We start from the raw sequence: 25,664 nt of genomic DNA, 5'->3' as shown, positions 1-25,664 counted from the left end.
AGCTTCACCTCGAACACATTATCGCCAACCCCATGCCACCGGGATAGGAAACGAAGAACGCCCGGGCTGAGCCGCTCCACGGCCTACCGGTCACCGCACCGCTCAGGCCTTGGCGGCCCTCCCGCGCTGTCGTTTCCTCCCGGGCGTGAACGCCCAGGGTTCCACGCCAGATCACGCTGAAGATCGCGGATCGCCGCCCTTTGTCGGTGGGCTCCGCTACATTTCCGGTTCGTTGATCAAGAGGCCTGGAGGTCAGAAGATCGTGAACGCGGATCCAACCGCGTGGGAGCGGCGCAGCGTCACCCTCGTGGTGCCGCCCGTCCAGCCGCGCAAGCTCGCGAAGGTGCCCTTCGTCGAGCTGGCCGACGGGCGGCTGCAGGGCGTCGTGTCGAGCGGGTCGGACATCGGGCGGGTGTACGTGTCCTTCATCGCCGCCGGAACCCACGGCTTCAGTTGCAGCACCAACAACAACCGGCCGTGCGGCGGCCTGCACAGCTCGCCCTGCAAGCACCTGCAGGCGCTGGCCGCCGAGGCCATCGTGCAGTACGGCGCCGGGCGGGTCGCCCGCTACCTGCGGGTCGACGGCGCCGACAGCGTCGAATCCGGTCACGACCTGATCGGCCGCCTGAACGGCGGGCCCGAGCAGGGGGCGGCGGCCGTGGTGTTCAGCCGGTTCCTTCGCCACCTGAGCTACCTGGAGCTGCCGGCCACCTCGGCGCCCCTCGCCGAGCTGCACTGGTTCCCCTCGACGGGGGCGGTGCGCTGATGCTCGACGTGCAACTGGGCGCACTGAACGCCGGCCCGCCGCCGGGCGTCGAGGAGGCCCTCGACCTGGTCGCGGCCTTCGACGACGCGCTCGCGGGCGGCCTGGGACGGCTCGGTGAGCAGGGCGCGCGGGCGGTCACCGGCCTGGCGGCCGCCGTGGCGGCGAGCCCGCTCGGCGACCGGGCCGTCGAGGCGGCGGAGAAGGTCGCCACCGGGTCCGTCGCGGGCGAGCACCTGACGATCCTGGCCGGGGCGCGCGCCGCGCTGCTCGGCGCGGTCGCCGACGCCCTGCTGGCCAGCCTCGACGACGCCCTCGGACGTTCCCGGACCCCGTGGCCGGAACCCACCGCCGGTGGAGCCGCCGCCGTGCCGGAGAACCTGCTCGCCGGGCCCCGGTCATGGCTGCACGAGCTGGCCATCACCGGCTGGCGCGGCGTCGGCCACGACCTCGTCGCCGCCTCCGACCAGGCCGTCGAGGCCATGCTCGCCGAGCCCGCGCTGCGCAGGCCCGCCGTGCTGCTCGACGGGCTGGCCGCCGAGCTGCGCGCCTCCAGCCCGGTGGCCACGATGGAGAAGCTGCCGGCCCGTCGCTGGGCCGACCTGTGGACCCGCGCCCTGATGCTCACCCAGCCGGGCCGGCTCGGCGCCGGCGACCCGGGCGTCCCGGTGTCCGGACGGCTGCTCATCCTCGGCGCCGACGTGCACGAGCACGCCACCGCCGTCCAGGTCCAGGTGCACGGCCTGCTGGAGCCGAAGGAGGGCGGCGAGCCCCGGCTGGTGCGCACCGCGATCTCCGCCGCCAAGGTCGACACCATCGTCGGCGCGGCCGTGTGGGGGGTGCTGGGCGACTACCCGGTGCTGCTCGGCGCGCTGGCCAGGCACCTTTCGCTCGACCTCACCGACATGCCGCTGCTGGCCGGTGGCGACCTGCTGTGGGACGAGGGCAAGGCGGTGGCCGGCGAGCTCGCCTCGCCGTTCGCGACCGCCCGCGTCCAGCTCGCCGGCGCCCTCGCGACCGCCGGGCCGCCGCTCGACCGGCACCCGGTGGCCATCGCCGAGCCCGTGCTCGTCGAGGGCTACAAGGTGGCCAAGGTCGACGGCGGCATCGAGTTGCGGCTCGACGGCCAGACCATCACGGTCGCCGCCGACCGGCTGCCCGGCTGCGGCCCGCTCACGCCCCAGCTGCTGGCCACCTCCACGGCCTGCCTCGGCCTGCTGCGCTGGGACGGCCGCTGGCTGCTGCAGCCGCTCGCCGTCCAGTCGACGGTCAAGCGTCAGCCGGTCGCCGCGCACAACGGCGACTGGGCGCTCGGCCCCACCGACCCCAAGGTGGTCAAGTCCCTGGCCAGGTCGGGCGACGCGGTGGCCGTACTCCGCGAACGAGCAGGACGGCTGCTGCGCAAATGACCGACACCCGCGCCGAGGAGAACCGGCGCCAAGTGCTGCTCTGGCGGTTGCTGGCCCGCGTGTTCGACACCGAGGAGCAGCCGGGGCTCGAAGCCGCCAGCGTGGCCGTCGTCGACGCGCTCGGGCTGCCACCCGCGCTGCTCGACCCGTCGGTGTCCGTCGACACCCTGGTGCAGCGCTTTCCCGAGCTGGCGGAGGAGTTCCGCGACCTGATGGCGCCCGGCGACGACGAGCGGCCGCGCGATCGGGCCCGCACCGCCGCCCTGGCCTCCAAGCTGCTGCTCAACCTGTTCGCCACCGCCACCGGCACCGGCGACGTCACCGCCACCCGGCTGGCCGCCTGGCAGCAGGACGCCGGCTGGTTCGAGCAGGCACTCGGCTGCGAGCCGGGCGGGCTGCGCGCCCAGCCAGGCCAGAACGGCCTCGGCGGCCTGCTCGCCGGGCTCGAAGGCGACCTGGTCAAGCGCATGCGGCTGCGCGAGGTGCTCGCCGACCCCGCGCTGTCGCGGCAGCTCACGCCCAGCATGTCGCTCATCGAGCAGTTGCTGCGCGACAAGGACAACCTGTCGGGCGTCGCGCTGGCCAACGCCAAGGCGCTGATCCGCCGCTACGTCGACGAGGTCGCCGAGGTGCTGCGCACCCAGGTGCAGCAGACCAGCGCCGGCACCGTCGACCGGTCGGTGCCGCCCAAGCGGGTCTTCCGCAACCTCGACATCGAACGCACGATCTGGAAGAACCTCACCAACTGGAGCCCCGAGGACGAGCGGCTCTACGTGGACCGGCTCTTCTACCGGCACACCGCCAAACGCACCGTCCCGGCCCGCATGATCGTGGTCGTCGACCAGTCGGGCTCGATGGTGGACGCGATGGTCAACTGCACCATCCTGGCCTCCATCTTCGCCGGACTGCCCAAGGTCGACGTGCACCTGATCGCCTACGACACCCGGGCGCTCGACCTGACGCCGTGGGTGCACGACCCGTTCGAGGTGCTGCTGCGCACCAAGCTCGGCGGCGGCACCAACGGCATGGTCGCGATGGGCCTGGCCCGCCCCAAGATCATGGACCCGCGCAACACCGCGCTGGTGTGGATCTCCGACTTCTACGACAACCAGGCGGTGCAGACCGAGTTCGAGTCGCTGCACCGCTCGGGCGTGAAGCTGATCCCCGTCGGGTCCGTCAACAGCTCAGGTCACCAGAGCGTGGACCCCTGGTTCAAGCAGAAGCTGAAGGACCTGGGCACGCCGGTGATCTCCGGCCACATCCGCAAGCTCGTGTCCGAGCTCAAGAACTTCCTCACCTAGGAGAATCCCCGCAATGACCGAGATGCTGCGTGCCCCCGCCGAGGTCAAGTACGCCGAAGAGCTCGACTGGCTGGAGTCGGTCGACGACGGCCCCAAGCCGTTCTCCTGGCGGCTCAGCCCCCGCATGGTCCGCCTGTTCGTGCTCGGCTCCGAGCGCTCCGACGGCCTGGACCGGGAGATCCCGCAGAAGTGGTTCGGCGACCGGAGCTTCGTCGAGCGCGCCATCGTCACGCTCGCCTCGGACCGGGGCCTGCTGCTGATCGGCGACCCCGGCACCGGCAAGAGCTGGCTCGCCGAGCTGCTCGCCGCCGCCATCTCCCGCAACTCCACCCTGGTCGTCCAGGGCACCGCGGGCACCACCGAGGACCACATCAAGTACTCGTGGAACGTCTCCATGGTGATCGCCAAGGGGCAGTCGCGCGACTCGATGATCCCCTCGCCCATCATGACGGCGATGGAACACGGCGTGATCGGCCGCTTCGAGGAGCTGACCCGCTCCACCAGCGACGTGCAGGACGCGCTCATCTCCATCCTGTCGGAGAAGTACGTGTCCATCCCCGAGCTCGACGACGACAACATCGTCTTCGCCCAGCCCGGGTTCTCCATCATCGCCACCGCCAACAGCCGCGACCGGGGCGTCAACGACCTGTCGTCGGCGCTCAAGCGGCGCTTCAACTTCGTCCGCATCCCCGTCGTGACGAACAAGAAGAGCGAGGCGGAGATCGTCCGATTCCGCACCGTCGAGCTGCTCCGCCGGCACAACATCGACCTGGAGCTGCCGCCCACGCTGCTCGACATCCTGCTGCGGAGCTTCGCCGACCTGCGCGCCGCCGCCGCGTCGGCCCAGAGCGACGACGGCCGGCTGGAGTCCGCGCTGTCCACGGCCGAGCAGATCGGCGTGCTGGAGGACGCGATCCTGCACAGCAACTTCTTCGGCGACCGCACCCTCAAGGCCGAGACGCTGGCCGGTTCGCTGGTCGGCTCGCTGGCCCGGCGCACCCCCGAGGATCTGGCCATCCTCAACAAGTACTGGCACGGGGTCGTCGAGCCGCGCAGCAAGAAGGAGGGCGGCGAGTGGCAGGGCTTCCTCGAAGGCGGTCGCCAGGCGATCGCCACGCTGTCATGAGCACCTTCGGCGCTCTCCGCCGGCAGTTGGACGACGCCGCCGAGACCTTCGCCGGCTCGCCCGGCGCCCTGTCCGAGATCCTCACGGGCATGGTCGACGACGTCGACCGGGCGCTGGGCGAGCGGCTGGAGATCTTCCCGGTTTGCCACCACTCGCCGGCCTCGGCCCTGGCCATGGCCAGGCGGCTGCGCGACAAGCAGCCGCAGGTCATCTACCTGGAGCTGTGCGAGGACCTGCGGCCGCTCCTCGACGAGCTGCGCACCTGCAGGCTGCCGGTGGCGCTGCAGGCGTTCGCCACCGAGCTCGACGGCTTTCCCGAGAGCTGGGGCCCGCTCAGCGTCGTCGCGCCCATCACCGAGGCGTCCGCCGAATACCAGGCCATCGCCTACGCGCTCGACACCCCCGGCGTCGAACTCGTGCTGGTGGACCGCTCCTCCGACCACGTCTTCCAGTGGCACCCGCGGGAGGAGCCCGGCCGGCCCGCCGAGGAGGCCGCCCTGCACGGTGACGCGGTCGGCGTCGAGATCGGCGACCTGCGGCCCCGCTTCGCCGAGCTCGAAGAGCATCTGCTGCACCACGGCAAGGTCCGCCACTGGTCCGAGTGGTGGGACCAGTACGTCGAACAGCCGCTCGCCGGAGCCGACTACGACACCTACCGCCAGGTCATGGTGCTGATCGGCGGCCTGTTCCGGCGGCTGCGCCCGCACGACGCCGCCAAGCTGGACCGCGACGAGGACCGCGAGCGCCACATGTGGACCCGCATGCGCGAGCACCTGGCCGCGACCGGCGCCGACCCCGAGCGCTGCCTGTACGTGTGCGGCGCCTTCCACGCGGCCAGCCGGGTCGAGGAGTTCGGCCTGGACGCGGCGCGCACGGACTTCGAGATCTCCCCGCGCACCGCCACCAACTGGTTGTACGGCCTCATCCCGTCCAGCCACTCGGCCATCGAGGCGCAGTTCGGGCTGGCCCCCGGGTCGGTGTCGATCGCCGCCGCCACGTACGACAAGGCCGTCAGCCGAGGCGGCGTCAAGCCGTACACACTCAAGGGGCAGCAGAAGGGCAGGCGGCCCGGCACGAAGCCGCCCGCCGCGCCGGTGGCGGTGGCCGACCAGCTGTCTGAGTTCCTGTCCAAACCGGCGCAGCGCGACCCGCTCGACGAGGCCGAGCTGCTCGGCTGGTGTGTCGACATCGTCCGGCTGGCCAGGCGCAACGGCTACCTGTCCAGCACCGCCGACGCCATCGCCGTGTACGAGACGTCCATCCTGCTCGCCGGGATGCGCGGCCGGGCCAGGCCGACGCTGTACGACTTCCAGGACGCGGCCGTCACCTGCATCGAGAAGGACACCGTGCCCGGCCGGCGGGACGTGCGGCGGCTGTGCGAGATCATGCTCGGCGGCGACCGGATCGGCGAGGTCGGCTACCAGTCGATGCCGCCGCTGGCCCAGGACGTGTTCGAGCGGCTCGCGCCACTCGGCTACGACATGACGAAACGGGCCGTGCACCGGGTGCTGCTCGACCTGAACGCCGACCCGGAGCTGGAGCCGTGCTCGCACCTGCTGTGGGTGCTGCGGCGGCTGATGCCCGAGCACGCCGTACGGCCCATCATGGGCAGCCGGCGGCTGGGCGAGCGGTCCGTCCAGGAGAGCTGGGACGTCGCGCTCGGCCACCACCAGCGGGCGCTCATCGAGCTCGGCTACGAGGGCGTCACCGTCGAGCAGGTGCTGGAGCAGCGGCTGCGGCGCAGCGTGTGGGAGCCGAAGGCGACCGCCGCCGACGCGCTCCAGGCGGTCGAGGAGGCCATCCTGTTCCTGGGCGGCCGGCGCTTCACCGACGAACTCGGGGCTCGGGCCGTTGAGCTGCTGGCCGCCGAGCGGAGCGTGGACGACGCGCCGGACGTGCTGCGGCGCGTCCGGCGGCTGCTGGCCCACTACCGGGCCACCGAGCCGGCGCTGCCCGAGTGGTGCGAACGCTTCGTCACCACCGGTTACGCACAGTACTGCACGCTGCTGCCCACCGCGTTCGTGGCCGAGGACGTCGGGGTGCGGCAGGTGGCGGCCATGCTCGGGTTCCTGGCGTCCATGGAGAGCCTGGCGCTGTCGCTCGGCTGCGACCGGGCGCAGCTCGAACTGGCCGTGCGGCAGTCGCATCCGGAGACACCGGGCAAGATCGCGCTGCTGTGGGCGGCGCGGTTCCAGCTCGGCGTGCTGACGATCGGCGAGCTGCGGGAGCGGTGCGCCGAGCTGCTGGCCAACCCGCTGGTGGTGCCGTCGTTCCCGCAGTATCTGAGCGGGTTCGTGCAGGCGCTGGAGGCGGCTCCGGTCCTGACGCCGTTCGTGGTGGAGGTGATCTCCGGGGCGTTCGCGCGGTTGCCGGACGAGGTGCTGCTGCCATGGCTGCCGACGCTCATCCAGACGCTGCGCGAGGAGGCGCCGGAGCTGGTCCCCGTGCTGATCAGGGAGGCCGGCCGCACCTTCCCGGCCACCCTGACGGCGGTGGACGCCTGGGTGCCGCCGTGGACGGCCCCGTCCGGGCCGGGCGGGGCCGAGGTCGCGACCGCCACGGGGGCCGGTGCCGCCGGTGGGCCGGTCACGGGGCTCCTCGCCGCCCACCCCGCCGCCGCGGACGCCCTGGCGGCGCTCCTCGGCTGCGAGGGCGGCTGGAAAACTCTCACCCCGGCCGGCAGCGCTCCCGGCCACGACGCGTCCGGCGGCTCGCCGGAGGTGGCCGCCCTGGTGGCGCGGCATCCCGCCACGGTGGACGCCGTGGCCGCGTTGCTGTGCGGAGGCGCCGCCGTCTGACCGCACGCCCGCTCCTGGGACGGCCCGCCCGGGAGCGGGCACCCCGCCGTGGTGTCCAGGCGTGGCCTGGCCGGCGGGTGTCCGGGTTGGAAGCGCCCCCGGAAGCCGCTGAATGATTTCAGGCTCGAGGACGGGTTGTGGGGAGAGAATGGTTGGAGATATTGTCGACAATCTCGTAGATAATCGCTGGCGATCTTAGGTCACCGCTGGGGCCGAGTCGTTCCATGGGACGATCCGGCGGTGTCGTCGCCCCCACCGGAAAAGGATCGGGTATGCCGACCAAGGGACCCCTGCTGGTCATCACCGCTCATCCAGGAGACTTCGTGTGGCGCGCCGGAGGGGCCATCGCGCTGGCGACCCAGAGCGGGCAGCGCGCGGTGATCGCGTGTCTCAGTTTCGGCGAGCGAGGTGAGTCCGCCGGCCTGTGGCGCAAGGGCCACACCTTGGACGAGGTCAAGGCCGTGCGGCGCGAGGAGGGCGAGAAGGCGGCCGCCGCGCTGGGCGCCGAGGTGGTCTTCTTCGACGCCGGTGACTACCCGTTGGTCGAGACGCCGGAGCTGACCCGGTCGCTGGTCGACTTGTACCGGAGCCTGCAGCCGACCGTCGTGCTGACGCACGCGCCGAGTGACCCGTACAACATCGACCATCCCGTCGCCGGTGAGATCGCCCGCAGGACGCGCATCCTCGCCCAGGCGGCGGGCGTGCCGGGAGACGGCGAGGTGATCGGCGCACCTCCGGTCTTCTGCTTCGAGCCGCACCAGCCGGAGGTGTGCGACTTCAAGCCGGACGTGCTGCTGGACATCACGCCGGTGTGGGAACGGAAGCTCGCGGCGATGCGCAGTCTCGGCGCGCAGGGCCACCTGGTGGAGTACTACACCGACCTGGGCCGCCGTCGCGGGGTGCAGGCCAAGCGCAACAGCGGGCCGAACCTGGGGCTGCCCGTGGACACGTTCGCCGAGGCCTACCAGCGGGTCTACCCGCAGGTCACCTCCGAGCTGGCCTAGGAGGGGCTTCGCATGGCAGGACATCATGTCGTACGGAACGTGAAGCGGCCCGCTCCCGAGGTGGTCCAGGGACTGCGCGACGCCGGGGTGGCCACGGTGCACGAGGCGGCGGGGCGTACGGGGCTGGTGGCCCCGGCTGTCAGGCCACGGCAGGACGGCGCGGTGATCGCGGGGCCCGCGATCACGGTGTCGAGCCATCCCGGCGACAACCTGATGATCCACGCGGCCGTGGAGATGTGCCAGGAGGGCGACGTGCTCGTGGTGACGACGACGTCTCCCTCCACCGACGGCATGTTCGGCGACCTGCTCGCCGCGTCGCTGCTCGCCAGGGGAGTGGTGGGACTCGTGACCGACGCCGGGGTGCGCGACATCGCCGCCCTGCGCGCGATGGGGTTCCCCGTCTGGGCGCGCGCCGTCTCGGCGCAGGGCACCGTCAAGGCCAGCCCCGGCTCCGTCAACGTGCCGGTGGTCTGCGGCGGCCGGCTGGTACGCCCTGGCGACGTCGTGGTCGCCGACGACGACGGGGTCATGTGCGTGCCCGCCCGATCGGCCGAGGACGTGCTGGAACGGTCACGGGCCCGGATCGCCGCCGAGGAGGACAAGCGGGCGGCGCTGAGCTCCGGAGTGCTCGGCCTCGACATGTACGGCCTGCGCGAGGTGCTCACCCGGCTGGGCGTCACCTACGTGGACGACCTGCCCGAGGAAGGCTCGTGAAGCCGCGCGTCGCCCCGCTCCGGCTCGATGAGGCCGGCTCCCCGGCGTCCCGGCGGCTTGGCGCCCGCGCGCGCGTCACCGGCTTCGACCTCGCGTGGACCAGGCGTCCGGCGTGAACACCGTCGAAGAGATCGAGGACGCGGGGATCCGGTGCGCGCTGATGCGCGGCGGCACCTCGAAGGGGGCCTACTTCCTGGCCGAGGACCTGCCCGCCGAGCCGGACCGGCGCGACGACCTGTTGCTGCGGCTGATGGGCTCGCCCGACGCCCGGCAGATCGACGGCATCGGCGGCGGCCACCCGCTGACGAGCAAGGTCGCGGTGGTGTCGCGCTCGGCGGACCCGGAGGCCGACGTCGACTACCTGTTCCTGCAGGTGCAGGTCACCGAGGCCGGTGTCTCGGCGCGGCAGACCTGCGGCAACATCCTGGCCGGCGTCGCGCCGTTCGCCATCGAGCGCGGACTGGTGCCGCCGGCCGGCGACACCACCCGGGTGCGCATCCGCATCGTCAACGGCGGCGGTGTGGCGACCGCCACCGTGGACACCCACGGCGGCCGGGTGAGGTACGCGGGCGGCACGCGCATCTCGGGGGTGCCGTTCCCGGCCGCGCCGGTGACCCTGGACTTCACCGGCACGGAGGGCGCCACCTGCGGCAGCCTGCTGCCCACCGGCTCGGTTCGCGACGAGATCGCCGGCGTGGAGACGACCTGCGTCGACAACGGCATGCCCGTGGTGCTGATCGCCGCCCGGGCGCTCGGCGTGACGGGGTACGAGTCTCCCGCCGAGTTGGAGGGCGACGAGACGCTCAAGGCGAAGGTCGAGGAGATCCGGCTGCGGGCCGGTGCGCTCATGGGGCTGGGCGACGTGCGCGCGACCACCGTGCCCAAGATGACCCTGGTGGCCGCGCCCCGCGACGGGGGCACGCTCTCGACCCGGACCTTCATCCCGCACCGGGTGCACACCTCCATCGGCGTCCTGGGCGCGATCTCCGTCGCCACCGCCGTCCTCATCGAGGGCTCGGTCGCCTCCGAGGTCGCCTCCGAGGTCGCCTCCGAGGTCGCCTCCGAGGTCGCCTCCGAGGTCGCCTCCGAGGGGGCCGCAGAGGTGACTCGCGAGGCGGCCGGCGGTGCCGGGAGCGAGGGCGGTGCGGCCGTGACCACGGCACCGGGAGGCACCCTGCGGATCGAGCATCCGACCGGTTTCTTCGACACCGCGATCGAGGTGTCGGGCAGCGGGGCGGACCTGCGCGTCCGCCGTTCGGGAGTGGTGCGGACCGCGCGCAAGCTCTTCGACGGCCGGGTCTGGCCGCGCGAGCGCTGAATCCCGGCCGTTCATCCGAAATGCGGTCCTGTAGTGCCGTCCTGGAGTGCCGTCCCAATGCCGTTCATCCGAAGTGCCGTTCACCTGAAGTTCTGAGAACCCAGGCGCCGCGAGCCATCTCGTCAGAGCGCCACCAGCAGACCAGCAGACCAGCAGACCAAGAGGAGATCCGATGCGGCCGGCAGCGTTCCGTGACATCGCCCATGTGGGCTCGGTCGAGCTTTTCACCTCGGTGCCGGAGGAGACGCGTGACTTCTTCGTCGACCTGATGGCGATGAAGGAGGTCCACCGGGAGGGCGACTCGATCTACGTGCACGCGTGGGACGACTACGAGCGCCACACCGTGAAGATCACCGGCCGGGACCGGGCCGGAGTGGGCCGGACGTTCCTGCGGGCGGCGAGTCCGGAGGCGCTGCGGCGCCGGGTCGCGGCCATCGAGGAGGCCGGGCTCGGCACGGGATGGAGTGAGGCGGAGTTCGGCCTCGGGCCCGCCTACCTCTTCGCCGACCCCGACGGCCACGAGATGGGCCTGTACTACGAGACGGAGAGGTACGTCGCGACCGAGGAGCATCGGCCGTCGCTGAAGAACCAGGCCTCGGCCTTCCCCGGCAGAGGGGCCAACGTCCGGCGCCTCGACCATGTGAACTTCCTCGCCTCGGACGTGCCGGCCGCCTCCGCCTTCATGTCCGGCACGCTGGGCGCCCGGGCCACCGAGCAGATCGTCACCGACGAGGGCGAGACGGCCGCCATCTGGTATTCGGTCTCCGACAAGTCCTACGACCTCGTCTACACCTCCGACTGGCTCGGCGCGCGGGGACGGCTGCACCATGTGGCGTTGGCGACCGACACCCGCGAGGACATCCTGCGGGCCGCCGACGTGTTCCTGGAGGCGGGCGTCCACATCGAGACCGGCCCCCACAAGCACGCCATCCAGCAGACGTTCTTCCTCTACGTCTGGGAGCCCGGCGGCAACCGCATCGAACTGTGCAACGCCGGCGCCCGGCTGATCCTGGCCCCCGACTGGGAGGTCATCACCTGGACGCAGGCGGAGCGCGCCAAGGGCCAGGCCTGGGGGCTGAAGACCATCGAGTCGTTCCACACGCACGGAACCCCGGTGATCGACTGACGCCCACGCGCCGCCCGCCCGCCCGCACCCCCGGCGGCACGCGGGCGGGGGGTGCGGGCGTGGAGATCATGGTGTCATTCTCGGCACCTATACTGTTGACACCTTCAGTCGCCGCCCAGCGGCGACCGACACGGGAGGGAAGGTCATGGGAGCGGGCGATCCCCAGGATCTGGTCGTGGTGAAGATTCGCCGCGCGGTGCTGGACGGGCACTTCGCCCCGGGGCAACGTCTCGTCGAATCCGAGCTGTGCGATCTCTACCAGGTCAGCCGGTCCACCGTGCGGCAGGCGCTGCGTGAGCTCGTCGCCGACGGCCTCATCGAGGTGCAGCGCAACAAGGGCGCGCGGGTCCGCACGATCTCGACCGCCGAAGCGGTGGAGATCACCGAGGTGCGGATGGTGCTTGAGGGCCTGCTGGCGGCGAAGGCGGCGGAGCGGGTCACGCCCGCGCAGGCCGAGAGGCTGCTCGGCATCAAGGACGCGATGCGCGAGCGGGTGGCGGCGCACGACCCGCTGGCCTACTCCGATCTCAACGCCTCGCTGCACGCCCTCATCCAGGAGATCGCCGGGCAGGTGACCGCCCGCACCATCCTGGTCCGGCTCCAGGCCCAGCTCGTCCGCCACCAGTTCCGGCTGTCGCTGCAGCCGGGGCGGTCCACCGTCTCCCTCGGCCAGCACGAGAAGATCGTCGACGCCATCGTCGCCCGCGACCCGGCCGGCGCGGAGGCCGCGATGCGTGCGCACCTGCGCGACGTGATCACCCAGATCTCGCAGTCCACGACGCCCCTCGCCGGGGCGGCGGTGCCGGTCACGTCCTGATCGATCGGGCCATCCCCGACGCGTCATCCCAGTCAGTGGCAGGCCACGGCGTTCGCGCCGTCGGCCGGCTCTGACGTGCCCGGATGCCCTCCCGAGTGTGGCGACAAGTTTGGCGCCTCTCTTGGTTCATAAATCGTTGACAATCGCGTACATAATCAATAGCGTCACCGACGAGCGGTGTCATCAGGTGAGGACAGCCATCGGCCGGCTGCCGTCTCGCGACTGCTCCGCGCGGACACCGAAAGGGCGCCGCCGTGCACATCCCGACGTCCGGCCTGCTCTCCGCTGAGGACCGGCAGCGCGACCGGCGTCCGTCCCGCGCCGCTAGGAGGGCGGAGGACGGCACGCCGACCCCCCGCCGGGCCTCGTCCGATCGAGCCCCGACGTCATCTCACCCCCCAGACCGAAGCCCTGGAGAAGCACCGTGACCACAATTCGCGCGGCTCTGGCCGCCGCCGCCGTTCTCCTGCTCGCCGCGTGCGGGAGCGGGCAGAGTCCTTCCTCCGACGCCGGTGACCCGGCCTCGGCCGGTGTCACCCCGGTGAAGGTCAGCGTCATCCCCATCATCGACGTCGCGCCGATCTACCTCGGCGACCAGCAGGGATTCTTCGCCGAGGAGGGGCTGAAGCTGGAGCTGGTGTCCGCCCAGGGCGGCGCCGCGATCGTCCCCGCGGTCGTCAGCGGTCAGGTGGACTTCGGGTTCAGCAACTTCACGTCGCTGATCATCGCCAGGTCCAAGGGCCTGCCCCTCAAGGTCGTCGCGCCCGGAGCCGCCTCGACGGGCGTCCAGGACAAGGACTTCGGCGGGGTGGTCGTCAAGGCCGGCAGCCCGCTGAAGTCGGCCAAGGACCTCGCCGGCAAGCGCGTCGCGGTCAACACGCTGAACAACATCAACGACACCACGGTCCGGGCCGCCATCCGGGCCGCCGGCGGCGACCCGAAGAACGTCAACTTCACCGAGCTGGCCTTCCCGGACATGCTCGCCGCCCTGGACAAGGGCAACGTCGACGCGGTCCAGGTCGTCGAGCCCTTCCTCGCGACCGCCAAGAAGAACGGTGACCGCGTCATCGCGTCCAACTACGTGGACACCGCCCCCGGCCTGACCATCGCCGGCTACTTCACCTCCGAGCAGACCGCCACCTCCAAGCCCGACCTGGTGAAGCGCTTCTCCGCCGCGATGCTGAAGTCGCTGAAGTACGCCACGGACAATCCGGACGCGGTGCGCAAGGTCCTGCTGACCTACACGAAGATCGACCCGGCGCTGACCGACTCGCTCACGCTCCCGACGTACCCGTCGGAGATCAACACCAAGTCGCTGGAGACCCTGTCGTCGCTCGCGGTGCAGGACGGTCTGATCGAGAGCGCTCCCGACCTCAGCGGGCTCCTTCCGTGACGGCGGCGGTGACGGCGGGCGCACCGCGACGGGGCCAGGGCGGACGCCGTCACCGCGCTCTGCCCGCCTGGCTCCTCGGTCTGATCGGCCTGGCCGGGCTGGTGGCCGTGGTGGAGCTGGCGCCGAGGGCCGGGCTGGTGGACGCGCGCTACCTGCCGCCGTTCAGCCAGATGGTCTCGGCGCTGGCGGAGCAGGCCGCGACGGCCGAGTTCTGGCAGGCGCTGCTGGAGACGCTGCGCGGCTGGGCGATCGGCCTGTCGATCGCCATGGTCGCGGGCGTGGCGCTGGGCATCCTGATCGGCGGCATCCCGCTGGTGCGGGCCGCGCTGAACTCCACGATCGAGTTCCTGCGCCCGATCCCGTCGGTGGCGCTGATCCCGCTGGCCGTGCTGCTGTTCGGCACGGACATGCGCTCGACGCTGCTGCTGGTGGTGTACGCCTCCTTCTGGCAGGTGCTGGTCCAGGTGCTGTACGGCGTGCGGGACGTGGATCCGGTCGCCCGGGAGACCGCGCGCTCCTATCGGTTCCGTCCGCTGACCCAGGTGCGCACCGTGATCTGGCCGACCGCGCTGCCGTACGTGATGACCGGGTTCCGGCTGGGCGCGGCGGTGGCGTTGATCCTGGAGATCACCGGCGAGCTGATCATCGGGTCGCCCGGGCTCGGCAAGCAGATCGCGGTGGCGCAGACCTCGGGCGCGGTGGCCTCGATGTACGCGCTGGTCATCGTGGTCGGTCTGATAGGTGTGGTCGTCAACGTGATCGCGCGCGCCACCGAGCGCCGGGCACTGCGTTGGCACCCTTCGATCCGTAGGGAAGTGTCCTCGTGAGCGCGATGGATGCGGGCCGGAAGATCCTGCTGCTGCTGGCCGTGCCGGTGCTGCTGATCGCGGCCTGGTGGGCGGCGACGGCGGGCAGCACGAACTTCTTCTGGCCGCCGCTGGCCCAGATCGCCGGCACGTTCGGCGAGACCTGGTTCACCGGGCGGTTCACCGCCGACGTGCTGCCCAGCCTGGCCCGGCTGCTGGTGGGTTACCTGGCGGCCGTGGTGCTGGGCGTGGGCCTGGGCACCGCGATCGGTTCGTCGCGCACGCTGCGCGGCCTGCTGGAGCCGGTGCTGGAGTTCTTCCGGGCGATCCCGTCGCCGGTGCTGGTGCCGATCCTCATGCTGTTCGCCGGCATCGGGAACGAGATGAAGGTGCTGGTGATCGTCTCCGGGTGCGTCTGGCCGGTGCTGCTGAACACGGTCGAGGGCGTGCGCGCGCTCGACGAGGTGCTGCGCGACACCGCCCGCTGTTACCGGCTGCGCCGCCGCTCGCGGCTCATCCACCTGGTGCTGCGTGGCGCCAGCCCGCAGATCGCGGCCGGCGCCCGGCAGGCGCTGTCCATCGGGATCATTCTGATGGTGATCAGCGAGATGTTCGCCGCGAGCAACGGCGTGGGCTTCACCATCATCCAGTTCCAGCGCAGCTTCGCGATCCCGCAGATGTGGACCGGGATCATCATGCTCGGCCTGATCGGCATCGTGCTGTCGCTGATCTTCCGGGTGGTGGAGGCCCGGCTGCTGAGCTGGTACACCGGACTGCGCATGTCACAGCGAGAGGGCTGAGATGACCACCACCCCCATCGGCGCCGCCGCGCGCCCGGAGACCGCCACCGCGATGCTGGACGTCCGCGGCCTGAAGAAGGTCTACGAGGGCCGGGGCCGCACCGTCGAGGCGGTCCGCGACCTGACGTTCACCGTCGGCTCCGGCGAGCTCGTCTGCATCGTCGGCCCCTCCGGCGCCGGCAAGACCACCCTGCTGCGGTGCATCGCCGGGCTGCTCGACTGCACCTCCGGCGAGGTGGTCCTGGAAGGCGAGAAGGTGACCGGCCCGCCCCCGGGCATGGCCGTGGTCTTCCAGGAGTACGGCCGCAGCCTGTTCCCCTGGATGACCGTGCGGCAGAACGTCGAGCTGCCGCTGAAGGAGAAGAAGGTTCCCAAGGCCGAACGCCGGCGGCTGGTCCAGGAGGCGCTGGAGGCCGTCGGGCTGTCCGAGGCCCAGGACGCGCACCCCTTCCAGCTGTCCGGAGGCATGCAGCAGCGGGTGGCCATCGCCCGCGCCGTCGCCTACGAGCCGCACCTGCTGCTCATGGACGAGCCGTTCGCCGCCGTCGACGCCCAGACCCGGGCCGATCTCGAGGACCTGGTCAGGTCCCTGTGGAAGCGCCTCGGCGTCACCGTGCTGTTCGTCACCCACGACATCGACGAGGCCGTCTACCTCGGCCGGCGCGTCATCGTCCTGTCCAGCTCGCCGACGGTCGTGCTCGAAGAGGTCACCGTCGACCTGCCGGACGAGCGTGACCAGCTCACCACCCGCTCGCTGCCACGCTTCGCCGAGCTGCGCGGGCACGTCTACGAGCTGGTCCAGCAGGCCAAGAGCGGCCACCGCCCGGCCTCCTGAGCGCGCCGCCCGCCGGGCGCCCGCCGCACCCGCGGGCGCGCGCCAGGGCTCATCGGCCGAAAGTACGCCTGGTCGGGTGGACGATCGGCCGGTTCGGATCGGGCCGTTCTCCTGATGAGCCGCGTCGCCTCGATCGCCATGATCGGGGCATGAGCGACGAGAGCATGACAGGACATCTCCCGTTCCCCCGGCCGCCGCGAAGCGACCGCCCGGCAGACGACCGGAACCGAGCGAGGGTCTCCCCGGCCGGTTCCTCCACGCGGGCGGGGTGGCTCGTGCCCGCCGCGCTGATCCTGCTCAGCGCCGTTCCCATGGTCGCGGGCGCCGTACGCCTCAACGAACTGGCCGGTGGTGCGGCGATCACGCCGGAGAACGCACGGTTCTTCGCGGCCCCCCTGCCCGTGGTGGCGCACATTCTGTGCGTCAGCCTCTACTGCGTTCTGGGGGCCTTCCAGTTCGCCGCGGGTTTCCGCCGGCGCAGGCCCGGCTGGCACCGTGCCGCCGGGCGGCTCCTGATCCCGAGCGGACTGGGCGCGGCGCTCACGGGGCTCTGGATGACCCTGTTCTATCTCAGCCCTCCCGGCGACGGTGATCTCCTCGCCGGCCTCCGGCTCGTGTTCGGCACGGCCATGGTCGTGGTCATCCTCCTCGGTCTCGCCGCGATCCGGCGGCGGGACATCGCCCGGCACCGCGCATGGATGATCCGCGGGTACGCGATCGGGCAGGGGGCGGGCACACAGGCGCTGACTCTTGCGCTGTGGTTCCTGATCGCCGGCCCCCCCGGAGAGCTTTCCAGGGCGCTGCTCGTGGGCGCCGGGTGGGTGATCAACCTCGTGGTGGCCGAGTGGGTCATCCGTAGGCGGCCACGCACATCGACTCATCCGAGGCTCCGTTCCACTCGGGACACCAGGTGGGGTCAGCCCATCGGCGAGGATCGCACCTTCTGATCGGCTCATGCTTCTCCTCCCTCTCCAGATCAGGCGTTCGTGATCCGATACCCCACGCCGGGCGTGGTGGTGATGGCCGGCGGCTCACCGAGTTTGCGGCGCAGCCGACCGATGGTGACCGTGACGGTGTTGGTCAGAGGGTTCGCGTACTCGTCCCACACCTGTTCGAGCAGGTCCTCGGCGCTGAGGAAGGCGGGGGCGGCGCGCATGAGCGCTTCGAGCAGGGCGAACTCCTTGACCGACAGGTCCAGGTGACGGCCGTCACGGGTGGCGGTGCGGCATGCGGCAGCGGCTCGGCATCGCGGCCGCGCTGCTCGGGGACCCGCCGGTGCTCATGCTGGACGAGCCGGTCAACGGCCTGGACCCCGAGGGCATCGTGTGGATGCGCGGTCTCCTGCGGTCGCTGGCCGGGGAGGGGCGGGCCCTGCTGGTGTCCAGCCATCTGATGAGCGAAGTGGAGGACACCGCCGACCATCTCGTGGTGGTGGGCAGGGGCCGCGTCATCGCCGACACCAGCGTGGCCGACCTCATCGCGGCCGCCTCCCGTGGCCGGGTCACCCTGCGCACGCCGGCGCGCTCCGCGGCGATGTCGGCGCTGGGTCAGGCCGGCGCCACGCCGGCCGTCACCGATCGCGACACTCTCGTCGTCTCCGGGCTGCCGGCCGAGCGGATCGTGGCCGTCCTCAACGCGAACGCGGTGCCGTTCTCCGAAGTGGCGGCGCATCGGGTGACGCTGGAGCAGGCCTACCTGGACCTCACCGGCGACGCGGTCGAATACCGGGGAGCGGCCCGATGAGCGCCATCGCACAGCGCTCCGAGCCGCGGACCGGGCGCGGGGACTTCGGGCGGCTGCTGCGCGCCGAGTGGACCAAGTTCAGGACGGTACGCGGCTGGGTGGTCACCATCACGGCGGCGGCGCTGGTCACCGTGTCGCTCGGGCTGCTGTCCGCGTCCGGTGAGCACTCCTCGTGCGGCGCCGGGCCGGTCGAGACCGCCTGCGCGCCGCCTCCTGTCGGGCCGGGCGGCGAAGCGGTGGACGACTCCTTCTTCTTCGTGCACCGGTCATTGGCCGGCGACGGCGGCATCACCGCCCGCCTCACCTCCCTGACCGGCGTGATCCGCAAGCCCGACGTCATCCCGGGGCAACGGAACACGGTCGCCGGGGTCGTGCCGTGGGCGAAGGCCGGAATCATGATCAAGGAAAGCACCAGGCGGGGCTCACCGTACGCGGCGGTCATGATGACCGGCGAGCACGGGGTGCGGATGCAGCACGACTTCACCCACGACGTGGCCGGCCGGCCGGGCGGCGTCTCCAGGCAGTCGGCGCGCTGGCTGCGGCTGACCCGCTCCGGTGACACCCTCACGGGATACGAGTCCGCCGACGGCGCGAACTGGACCCGCATCGGCACCTCATCCCTGGCCGGGCTCCCCGCGACCGTCCAGGTCGGGCTGTTCGCGGCCTCCCCGGGCGACCTGACGGTCACGCAAGGGGATCTCGGCGGGTCCACCGCGGCGGTCCGCTTCACCGAGGCCACCGGCGAGTTCGACCAGGTCAAGCTGGACGGCGAGGTGTCCGGTGCCTGGCGCGAGGACGACATCCGCGGCGGCCCTCTCAAACCTGACGGGTCGGTGCACCACCCGGGCCGTGCCGCCCGGTCCGGCGACACCTTCTCCGTCACCGGCGTCGGCGACATCGCGCCGGTCATCGAGGGCCCGTTCGCCGAACGCCCCCTCGGCGGCGCGCCGGCCGGGCTGATCCTGGTGATCGTGGTGGCGGTCCTGTTCATCACGGCCGAGTACCGGCACGGCCTGATCCGGGTCACCCTGCTGGCGGGCCCGTGCCGCGGCCGGACGCTGGCGGCCAAGGCCCTGGCGCTCGGCCTGGTCACCTTCGCCGCCGCCCTGCCCGCCGTCGCGATCACGTTCCTGGTCGGCGGGCGGATCCTGCGAGCCAACGGCAACGTCATCCTCCCGGTGCCGGTGCTCACCCAGGTGCGCGTCGTGGCCGGCATGGCGGCGGTCTTCGCACTGGTCGCCGTGCTCGCCCTCGCCCTCGGCGCGCTGCTGCGGCGCGGCGTCGCGGCGGTCATCACCGCCGTCGCGGTGATCGTGGTGCCGCTCGTCCTCGCGACCACCTCGATCCTGCCTGACAGCGCCGCGCGATGGCTGCTGCGCGTCACACCGGCGGCCGGCTTCGCCGTCCAGCAGAGCATCCCCGAGTACGCGCACGTGCTCAGCCACTACGCGCCCACCGCCGGCTTCTACCCACTGCCGCCGTGGGGCGGCCTCGCCGTGCTGGCCGGATATGCCGCGCTCGCCCTCGGCCTGGCCGTTTTCCGGCTCCGCCGGAGGGACGCATGAGCCGCCCGCACGTCCGCTGGAGTCGCGGGAGGGACGCATGAGACATCACCACCTGTACGACTGCCGGCGTCGCTGGAGGAGCGTATGAGAAAGCACCTGCATGCGGAGTGGACGAAACTCCGCACCCTGAGGGACACCGGCCGGCTGCTGCTCACGATCGTGGTGCTGACCGTCGCCGTGAGCGTCGCGGCCTCCGCCGTCGTGTCCTGTGCCCCGGACGGCTGCGGCTACGACCCCGCCAGGATCAGCCTCTTCGGGGTCCAGGTGAGCCAGGCGGCCGTCGCCGTCCTCGCCGTCCTGGCGATCAGCGGTGAATACGGCACCGGCATGATCCGCGTCACCCTGACGGCCATGCCGCACCGGATCGGTGTGCTGGCCGCCAAGGCGATCCTCGTGGCCGGGCTGACCCTGACCGCCGGGAGCGTCGCCGTGCTCGTCTCTCTGCCGGTCGCGCGGCGCGTCCTGCTCGACAACGGCTTCGCCGCCGAGACGCTCAATCTGACCAGCGGCCCCATGCTGCGCGCCGCCGTCGGCTCGGTGCTCTACCTGGTGCTGATCGCCCTGTTCAGCCTGGGGGTCGCCACCGCCGTACGGGACTCCGCGACCGCCATCGGGGTCGTGCTCGGTCTGCTCTACCTCTTTCCCGCCCTCCTCTTGGTGATCACCGACGAGGACTGGCAGCGGATCGTGTGGCAGATCTCCCCGACGAACGCCGGGCTCGCCGTCCAGGCCACCACCGACCTCGCCGGCCTGCCCCTCAGCCCCTGGGCGGGCCTGGGCGTGCCGGCGGCCTGGGCCGTCGCGGCGCTGCTGGGCGGCGGGCTGCTGCTACGGGTGCGCGACGCCTAGCACCGGGGTCCGGGCGGCAGCCCGGCTGGCGCCAGGGGATATCGCCTTCTTGACCAGGTCGTGGGGATCGCCTGACCCGGCTCGGACCTAGCCTTGGAGTGGAAGGGATAGGCCGATGATCATCAATATCGTGCTCGGGCTGATCGCCCTCCTCCTCATCTGGACGGCGCTCAGCGGCATCCGAATCGTCAACCAGGTCGAGCGCGGCGTGGTCTTCCGCCTCGGGCAGGCCCAGCGGAAGATCCGCCAGCCAGGTCTCAACCTGATCATTCCGGGTGTGGACCGGATGAAGAAGGTGAACGTACAGATCGTCACGATGCCGGTGCCCGTGCAGGAGGGCATCACCCGTGACAACGTCTCGGTCCAGGTCGACGCCGTCGCCTACTTCCGCGTGCAGGATCCGCTGCGCGCGGCCGTCCAGGTGCAGAACTACCTGTTCGCCGTGGAGCAGGTGGCGCAGACGTCGCTCCGGTCCATCATCGGCAAGAGCGAGCTGGACGACCTGCTGTCCAACCGCGAGGAGCTGAACAGGGGACTGGCGCTGATGATCGACAGCCCGGCGCTCGGCTGGGGCATCCACATCGACCGGGTGGAGATCAAGGACGTTCATCTGCCGGAGTCCATGAAGCGCTCGGTGGCCAGGCAGGCCGAGGCGGAGCGGGAACGGCGGGCCCGCGTGATCACCGCCGAGGGTGAGTTCCAGGCGTCCCGGAAGCTGGCCGACGCCTCGGCGATCATGTCCGAGACGCCGGGCGCGCTCCAGCTGCGGCTGCTGCAGACCGTGGTGGAGGTCGCGGCGGAGAAGTCGTCCACGCTGGTCATGCCGCTGCCGGTGGAGCTGCTGCGCTTCTTCGACCGCAGCGCGCGCACCGGCGAGCAGGGCGAAACCGCCGAACCCGCCGAACCCGCCGCCGCGCGGTCACCGGCGGGGGAGGCGCGAGAGCTCCCGGATCCGGCCACGCCCGAGCTGACACCCGCCGACGAGATCGTGCGCAGGACCTTCGCCTACCACGCGGGCGAGGAGACCGACCGGCGGTAGCCCGGCTCGCGGCGTGCCGCCCGTTGACACCGGCGGCCGGTGGATCGGCGCTCGTATGCCTGCCGGAGGTGTCAGCGGCCGGTGGACCGGCGCGTGCCTGCCGGTCGGTGGCGTCAGCGGCGCCGGTCGCCGCTGCGGCCGCGACCCTGGTCGCTGGTCAGCGTCTCCAGCAGCGGGCCGAGGCGATACTGCACCGGGGTCGTCAGGGCGATCTCGGTGGTCGAGCGGACGACGCCGCGGATGGTCAGGACCTCCTGGATCAGCGACTGGAGCTCGGCGTGGCTGCGGCAGGCGACCCGGGCCATCACGTCGCTGGTGCCGGTGGTGGTGCAGACCTCCAGCACGTGGCTGAGGCGGCCGAGCCCGTCGGTGACCTCCTGCAGCGCGCCCTGCGCGAGCTGCAGGTGCAGGAACGCGGTCACCGGCAGGCCGAGGCGTTCGAGATCGACGCGGGCGCTGAAGCCCGCCAGGATGCCCGACTCGGCGAGCCGCTGGTAGCGGGCCTGGACGGTGTTGCGGGCGACCCCCAGTTTGGCCGCCAGTTCGCTGGTGCCGGCGCGGGGGTCGTGGGACAGCGCGATCAGGAGCTCCGCGTCGAGCCGGTCGATGCTGGTCACCGTGATCACCTGTCGTCGGTTGCCGGGGCTATGGGCTGAGCAAGAAGCTCAAGATTATCGCAGAGTGTTGACAATCTGACCATCTGGGTCCGGATCAGCGGACATCGGCGTCAGCTCCGATGAACCCTCAAGCCGCCCCCGTCCCGCGACGGGGCGATGACGGACGTCGCCGACGACCACGCGGGCGGCCGGGCGGACGGGCCGGACCATCCCGGGATCGGGCCATAGACGGTGCCGCTATTCATGCCTATGATGCGCAAGAGATGCACCAAGGGATCGGCCTTGTTGTGAGGTCGCGCGTGCTCTCATCCGAACGGAGACCCCCATGCCAGATCGTGGAGCGATCGAGAACGTCCTCAACCGGTACTCCCTGGCGTACGACGAGAACGACATGGACGACATGGCCGACTGCTTCGCCGAGGACGCGGTCCTCACCATGAGCATCCAGGGCGGCTCCCTGATCGGCCCCTTCGAGGGACGCGCGGCCATCGTGAAGCTGATGGCGGACTCGCTCGCCTCGCAGAACGACCAGCGCCGTCACCTGGGCACCAACCTGATCGTGCGCGGCGGCGATGAGGACTCGGCCCAGGCCGTCTCGTACCTCACCCTCATCGCGATCCAGGACGACACCCTCAAGGTGCTCTCCACGGGGCGTTACGAGGACGAACTGGTCCGCCAGGACGGTACATGGCGCCTGAGCAAGCGGCACATCGCCCTCGACCTTCCGTACTGACAGAGCAGGACAGGTAGCGACATGAATCAGGGACTCATCCCCGCGAAGTGGGCCGCGCTGACCCCCGGCAGGCAGGCGGTCTACGACGCGCCCAACGACCGCCGGCTCTCCTGGCGCGAATTCGACGCCTTGGTGCGCAGGCTGGCCAACGGGCTCCGCGGCCTCGGCCTGCGGCCGGGGGACCGGGTCGCGATGTTGTCACGCAACTGCGCCGAATATCAGGCGCTCTACTACGCCGCCGGCCGTGCCGGGCTGGTGACCCAGCCGCTCAACTGGCGGTTGGCCGCCTCCGAGCTCGCGGCCATCGTGCGGGACGCGACCCCCCAGGTCGTGATCAGCGCTTCGGAGTGGTCGGACGTGATCGGTGAGCTGCAGCGGCAGGTCGACGTGCCACACTGGCTGGAGTTCGGCGACGACGGCGACGGCAGCCTCGACCGGCTGATCGGCTCGGCGTCGGACGACGAGCCGGAGTGGGCCTCCAAGATCGCCGACGACGACCCGTTCTTCATCCTCTACACGGGTGGGACGACGGGCAAGTCCAAGGGAGCGCTGCACACGCATCGCAGCGCCGCGGCCGGCATGCTCAACCAGACCGTCGCCGAGCGGATCGTTCCCTCGGACGTCTACATGCTGACCGGGCAGATGTACCACATCCCCATCGTCCTGGCGATGAACTACATGAAGCACGGCTGCCCGCTGGTCCTGGTGAACTTCGAGGCCAAGCAGGCCCTGGAGATCATCGAGGCGGAGCGCGTCTCGGCCTTCCTCGGCATCACCACGATGCTCAACTGGATGATGGCGGTCCCGGGCTTCAGCGGCTACGACATCTCCAGCCTGCGCAACATCCAGTACGGCGGCGGCCCCATGCCGTCCAGCATCGTGCGCCAGGCGCTGAACTCGTTCCCGTGCACCCTCATCCAGGGCTACGGCCAGACCGAGGGCACGACGATGTGCTTCCTGTCGCAGGAGGACCACGCCGCCGCCGTCGCGGGCGTCCACGAGGAGCGGCTGCGGTCCTGCGGACGCGAGGGCTTCGTGACCACCGTGCGCGTGGTGGACCCGCTCGGCAACGAGGTGCCCCGTGACGGCAGGACGCCGGGCCAGATCATCGTCCGGTCCGAGGCGAACATGGTCGGTTACTGGAACCAGCCCCAGCTGACCGCCCAGACGCTGCGGGACGGCTGGATGTGGACGGGCGACATCGCCACCTGGGACGAGGACCGCTACGTCTTCATCGTCGACCGGGCCAAGGACATGATCATCTCCGGTGGTGAGAACATCTTCAGTGTGCAGGTGGAAGAGGCCATCGCCCGTCACCCGGCCGTGCTCGAATGCGCCGTCATCGGGGTGCCGGACGAGGAGTGGGGCGAGTCGGTGAAGGCGGTGGTGGTGCTCAAGCCCGGCCAGCAGGCGACCGAGCACGACATCATCGAGGAGGCGCGCACGCACCTGGCCGGATACCAGAAGCCGCGTTCGGTGGACTTCGTCTCCGAGCTCCCCAAGGCGCCCACGGGCAAGATCCTCAAGCGCGATCTGCGTGCTCCGTACTGGGCGGACCAGGAAAGAAATGTCTGACAGCAGCCTCGGGACCCCGTCGCCGGAGCAGGTGAAGGCGCAGATCGGGCGGCGGTTCCCCGGCGGGACGTTCACCGTGGAGCCGTGGCGCGCCTGGCTGGTCGCGGACGTGGTCCTCGACGAGCCGGGCGACGAGGTGGCACACCCCCTCTTCGTCTGGCTCGCCGCGACCGGCGCCACCGGCCTGACCTGGGACGACCTGTTCGGCTGGTTCGGCGCCCGGGCGAGCGACGGGCCGATGTTCGGCGAGCACGAGACCACGGTGCACCGCCCGCTGAAAGTGGGCGGCGTCTACCAGGTCAGCGGCGAGATCACCTCGGCGGAGCGCAAGGTAGGACGCTCCGCCGGGCCGTTCGACGTGGTCGGCTACCAGCTGGAGCTGTACGACGAGGCCGACGGCGCGCACGTCGCCACCTGCTGGAACTCGATCGTCTTTCCCCGGAGGAGCTGATGGACGTCGTGGTGGGCGCCGAACTACCCGAGTGGCACGTGGCCTCGGTCAGCGCCGAGAAGATGAAGACGACGGCGGCGCTGCTGGCCGACCCCAACCCGATCCACTTCGACGCGGAGGCGGTCCGCGCGCTGGGCATGGGTGACCGGCCCGTCAACCAGGGGCCGCTCAACATGGGCTACGTCATGAACATGCTGGCGGCCTGGAGCGGCGGGCACGACCGGCTGCGCCGGCTCCGCGTCCGTTTCCTCGGCAACGTGTTCGCGGGTGACCAGCTGCGCGCCGGCGGCGTCGTGACCGCGGTCCGGGAGGAGAACGGCGACCGGCTGGCCGACTGCGAGGTCTTCCTCGCCGTCGTCGGCGGCGAACCGGTCCTGAAGGGGACGGCGACCGTCGCTCTGGCACCCGCTACCGAGGAGACACGTTGACACAACGGCCCGACCGGCTCACCTTCCAGCTCGCCTACGGCGACTGCGACGTCGTGGGCATCGCCTACTTCGGCATCTACTACCGCTGGATGGAGCGCGCCTACACCACGTGGCTGTACTCACAGGGCATCAGGAGCGGCGAGATGCAGGAGCAGCTGGGGATCCTCACCGTGGGCATCAGCTCCGGAGCCACCTACATCCAGGCGGTCAAGGTGTTCGACGAGCTGACCTGCCAGGTCGTCCTCGACCGGATCGGCGCCAGCTCGTACGTGGTCGGCTACGAGTTCACCCGGGACGACGAGCTGGTGACCCGGGGGCAGATGACGTACGCCTGCCGCGACCTCGACTGGAAGAAGGCCCCGGTCCCCGAGAAGCTGCGGGCCGTCCTGGAGTCGCTGCCCGCTCCCCGCTTCGACGTGCCGAAGGGCGGCTGACCGTGGCGGGCCGAAGACCA

The 25,664-nt window shown here is 71.3% G+C and carries 26 protein-coding genes; 24 read left to right on the top strand and 2 right to left on the bottom strand.

The window, feature by feature from the left end:
• Positions 1-262: 262 nt before the first annotated feature.
• From IEY82_RS32660 to IEY82_RS32590, 15 genes are all read left to right on the top strand, one after another.
• Positions 263-766, top strand: a complete 504-nt coding sequence (locus tag IEY82_RS32660) for a hypothetical protein (RefSeq protein WP_225263970.1) — start codon at positions 263-265, stop codon at positions 764-766.
• Positions 766-2,172: a hypothetical protein gene (locus IEY82_RS32655; RefSeq protein WP_189128118.1), complete on the top strand. Its 1,407-nt coding sequence runs from the start codon at positions 766-768 to the stop codon at positions 2,170-2,172. The genes IEY82_RS32660 and IEY82_RS32655 overlap by 1 nt, the downstream gene beginning before the upstream one ends.
• Positions 2,169-3,473, top strand: a complete 1,305-nt coding sequence (locus tag IEY82_RS32650) for a vWA domain-containing protein (RefSeq protein ID WP_189128117.1) — start codon at positions 2,169-2,171, stop codon at positions 3,471-3,473. Before IEY82_RS32655 ends, IEY82_RS32650 begins: the two co-directional genes overlap by 4 nt.
• Positions 3,474-3,486: 13 nt before the next feature.
• Positions 3,487-4,599: an ATP-binding protein gene (locus tag IEY82_RS32645; RefSeq protein WP_189128116.1), complete on the top strand. Its 1,113-nt coding sequence runs from the start codon at positions 3,487-3,489 to the stop codon at positions 4,597-4,599.
• On the top strand, positions 4,596-7,397 hold the full coding sequence (locus IEY82_RS32640) for a DUF5682 family protein (RefSeq protein WP_189128115.1): 2,802 nt from the start codon (positions 4,596-4,598) through the stop codon (positions 7,395-7,397). The genes IEY82_RS32645 and IEY82_RS32640 overlap by 4 nt, the downstream gene beginning before the upstream one ends.
• A gap of 272 nt (positions 7,398-7,669) precedes the next feature.
• A complete protein-coding gene (locus IEY82_RS32635; protein ID WP_189128114.1) occupies positions 7,670-8,401 on the top strand; it encodes a PIG-L deacetylase family protein in 732 nt (243 codons plus the stop codon).
• A gap of 12 nt (positions 8,402-8,413) precedes the next feature.
• Positions 8,414-9,115 (top strand): 4-carboxy-4-hydroxy-2-oxoadipate aldolase/oxaloacetate decarboxylase, encoded by a 702-nt coding sequence (locus IEY82_RS32630; protein ID WP_189128113.1) that lies wholly within the window; start codon positions 8,414-8,416, stop codon positions 9,113-9,115.
• A gap of 112 nt (positions 9,116-9,227) precedes the next feature.
• A complete protein-coding gene (locus IEY82_RS32625; RefSeq protein WP_225263972.1) occupies positions 9,228-10,433 on the top strand; it encodes a 4-oxalomesaconate tautomerase in 1,206 nt (401 codons plus the stop codon).
• 172 nt (positions 10,434-10,605) lie between these two features.
• Entirely contained in the window at positions 10,606-11,559 is a 954-nt protein-coding gene (locus tag IEY82_RS32620; RefSeq protein WP_189128112.1) for a VOC family protein, read from the top strand.
• A gap of 175 nt (positions 11,560-11,734) precedes the next feature.
• Positions 11,735-12,376, top strand: coding sequence for a GntR family transcriptional regulator (locus tag IEY82_RS32615; protein WP_229697756.1), 642 nt, complete (start codon positions 11,735-11,737; stop codon positions 12,374-12,376).
• A 424-nt stretch (positions 12,377-12,800) separates the two neighbouring features.
• Positions 12,801-13,769, top strand: a complete 969-nt coding sequence (locus tag IEY82_RS32610; RefSeq protein ID WP_189128110.1) for an ABC transporter substrate-binding protein — start codon at positions 12,801-12,803, stop codon at positions 13,767-13,769.
• Entirely contained in the window at positions 13,766-14,596 is an 831-nt protein-coding gene (locus IEY82_RS32605) for an ABC transporter permease (RefSeq protein WP_225263974.1), read from the top strand. The genes IEY82_RS32610 and IEY82_RS32605 overlap by 4 nt, the downstream gene beginning before the upstream one ends.
• A gap of 5 nt (positions 14,597-14,601) precedes the next feature.
• Positions 14,602-15,375, top strand: a complete 774-nt coding sequence (locus IEY82_RS32600; protein ID WP_189128128.1) for an ABC transporter permease — start codon at positions 14,602-14,604, stop codon at positions 15,373-15,375.
• 52 nt (positions 15,376-15,427) lie between these two features.
• A complete protein-coding gene (locus tag IEY82_RS32595; RefSeq protein ID WP_225264001.1) occupies positions 15,428-16,210 on the top strand; it encodes an ABC transporter ATP-binding protein in 783 nt (260 codons plus the stop codon).
• Positions 16,211-16,359: 149 nt separating this feature from the next.
• Positions 16,360-17,157 (top strand): DUF2306 domain-containing protein, encoded by a 798-nt coding sequence (locus IEY82_RS32590; protein ID WP_189128108.1) that lies wholly within the window; start codon positions 16,360-16,362, stop codon positions 17,155-17,157.
• A 29-nt stretch (positions 17,158-17,186) separates the two neighbouring features.
• On the opposite strand, the gene IEY82_RS32585 is transcribed toward IEY82_RS32590, so the two are convergent.
• Entirely contained in the window at positions 17,187-17,408 is a 222-nt protein-coding gene (locus IEY82_RS32585) for a winged helix-turn-helix domain-containing protein (protein ID WP_443686378.1), read from the bottom strand.
• 29 nt (positions 17,409-17,437) lie between these two features.
• Between IEY82_RS32585 and IEY82_RS32580 the strand changes: the two genes are divergently transcribed.
• From IEY82_RS32580 to IEY82_RS32565, 4 genes are all read left to right on the top strand, one after another.
• Positions 17,438-17,953 (top strand): DUF8746 domain-containing protein, encoded by a 516-nt coding sequence (locus tag IEY82_RS32580; RefSeq protein ID WP_225263978.1) that lies wholly within the window; start codon positions 17,438-17,440, stop codon positions 17,951-17,953.
• Positions 17,950-19,518, top strand: coding sequence for a DUF1349 domain-containing protein (locus IEY82_RS32575; protein WP_189128107.1), 1,569 nt, complete (start codon positions 17,950-17,952; stop codon positions 19,516-19,518). Before IEY82_RS32580 ends, IEY82_RS32575 begins: the two co-directional genes overlap by 4 nt.
• Before the next feature lie 84 nt (positions 19,519-19,602).
• Positions 19,603-20,367, top strand: coding sequence for an ABC transporter permease (locus IEY82_RS32570; protein ID WP_189128106.1), 765 nt, complete (start codon positions 19,603-19,605; stop codon positions 20,365-20,367).
• A 115-nt stretch (positions 20,368-20,482) separates the two neighbouring features.
• Entirely contained in the window at positions 20,483-21,406 is a 924-nt protein-coding gene (locus IEY82_RS32565) for an SPFH domain-containing protein (RefSeq protein WP_189128105.1), read from the top strand.
• Between the two features lie 113 nt (positions 21,407-21,519).
• Here IEY82_RS32565 and IEY82_RS32560 read toward each other — a convergent pair whose 3' ends face one another.
• The gene (locus IEY82_RS32560; protein ID WP_189128104.1) at positions 21,520-22,023 is read right to left on the bottom strand and encodes an Lrp/AsnC family transcriptional regulator; all 504 of its coding nucleotides are present in this window, start codon (positions 22,021-22,023) and stop codon (positions 21,520-21,522) included.
• A 325-nt stretch (positions 22,024-22,348) separates the two neighbouring features.
• Here IEY82_RS32560 and IEY82_RS32555 point away from each other — a divergent pair, with 325 nt between their 5' ends.
• From IEY82_RS32555 to IEY82_RS32535, 5 genes are read left to right on the top strand one after another with little or no spacing between them, the layout of a single operon-like run.
• A complete protein-coding gene (locus IEY82_RS32555) occupies positions 22,349-22,756 on the top strand; it encodes a nuclear transport factor 2 family protein (RefSeq protein ID WP_189128103.1) in 408 nt (135 codons plus the stop codon).
• Positions 22,757-22,777: 21 nt separating this feature from the next.
• Positions 22,778-24,331, top strand: a complete 1,554-nt coding sequence (locus tag IEY82_RS32550; RefSeq protein ID WP_189128102.1) for an AMP-binding protein — start codon at positions 22,778-22,780, stop codon at positions 24,329-24,331.
• The gene (locus tag IEY82_RS32545) at positions 24,324-24,782 is read left to right on the top strand and encodes a hotdog family protein (RefSeq protein WP_189128101.1); all 459 of its coding nucleotides are present in this window, start codon (positions 24,324-24,326) and stop codon (positions 24,780-24,782) included. Before IEY82_RS32550 ends, IEY82_RS32545 begins: the two co-directional genes overlap by 8 nt.
• Complete coding sequence (locus IEY82_RS32540) at positions 24,782-25,210, top strand: MaoC family dehydratase (RefSeq protein WP_189128100.1); 429 nt, start codon at positions 24,782-24,784, stop codon at positions 25,208-25,210. The genes IEY82_RS32545 and IEY82_RS32540 overlap by 1 nt, the downstream gene beginning before the upstream one ends.
• Positions 25,207-25,644: an acyl-CoA thioesterase gene (locus tag IEY82_RS32535; RefSeq protein ID WP_189128099.1), complete on the top strand. Its 438-nt coding sequence runs from the start codon at positions 25,207-25,209 to the stop codon at positions 25,642-25,644. The genes IEY82_RS32540 and IEY82_RS32535 overlap by 4 nt, the downstream gene beginning before the upstream one ends.
• Positions 25,645-25,664 lie beyond the last annotated feature (20 nt).

The sequence above is a fragment of the Nonomuraea cavernae genome, from assembly GCF_014646355.1.
In the GTDB taxonomy this organism is placed as follows: Bacteria; Actinomycetota; Actinomycetes; order Streptosporangiales; family Streptosporangiaceae; genus Nonomuraea; species Nonomuraea cavernae.
This window is presented reverse-complemented; position numbering and strand designations above follow the sequence as displayed.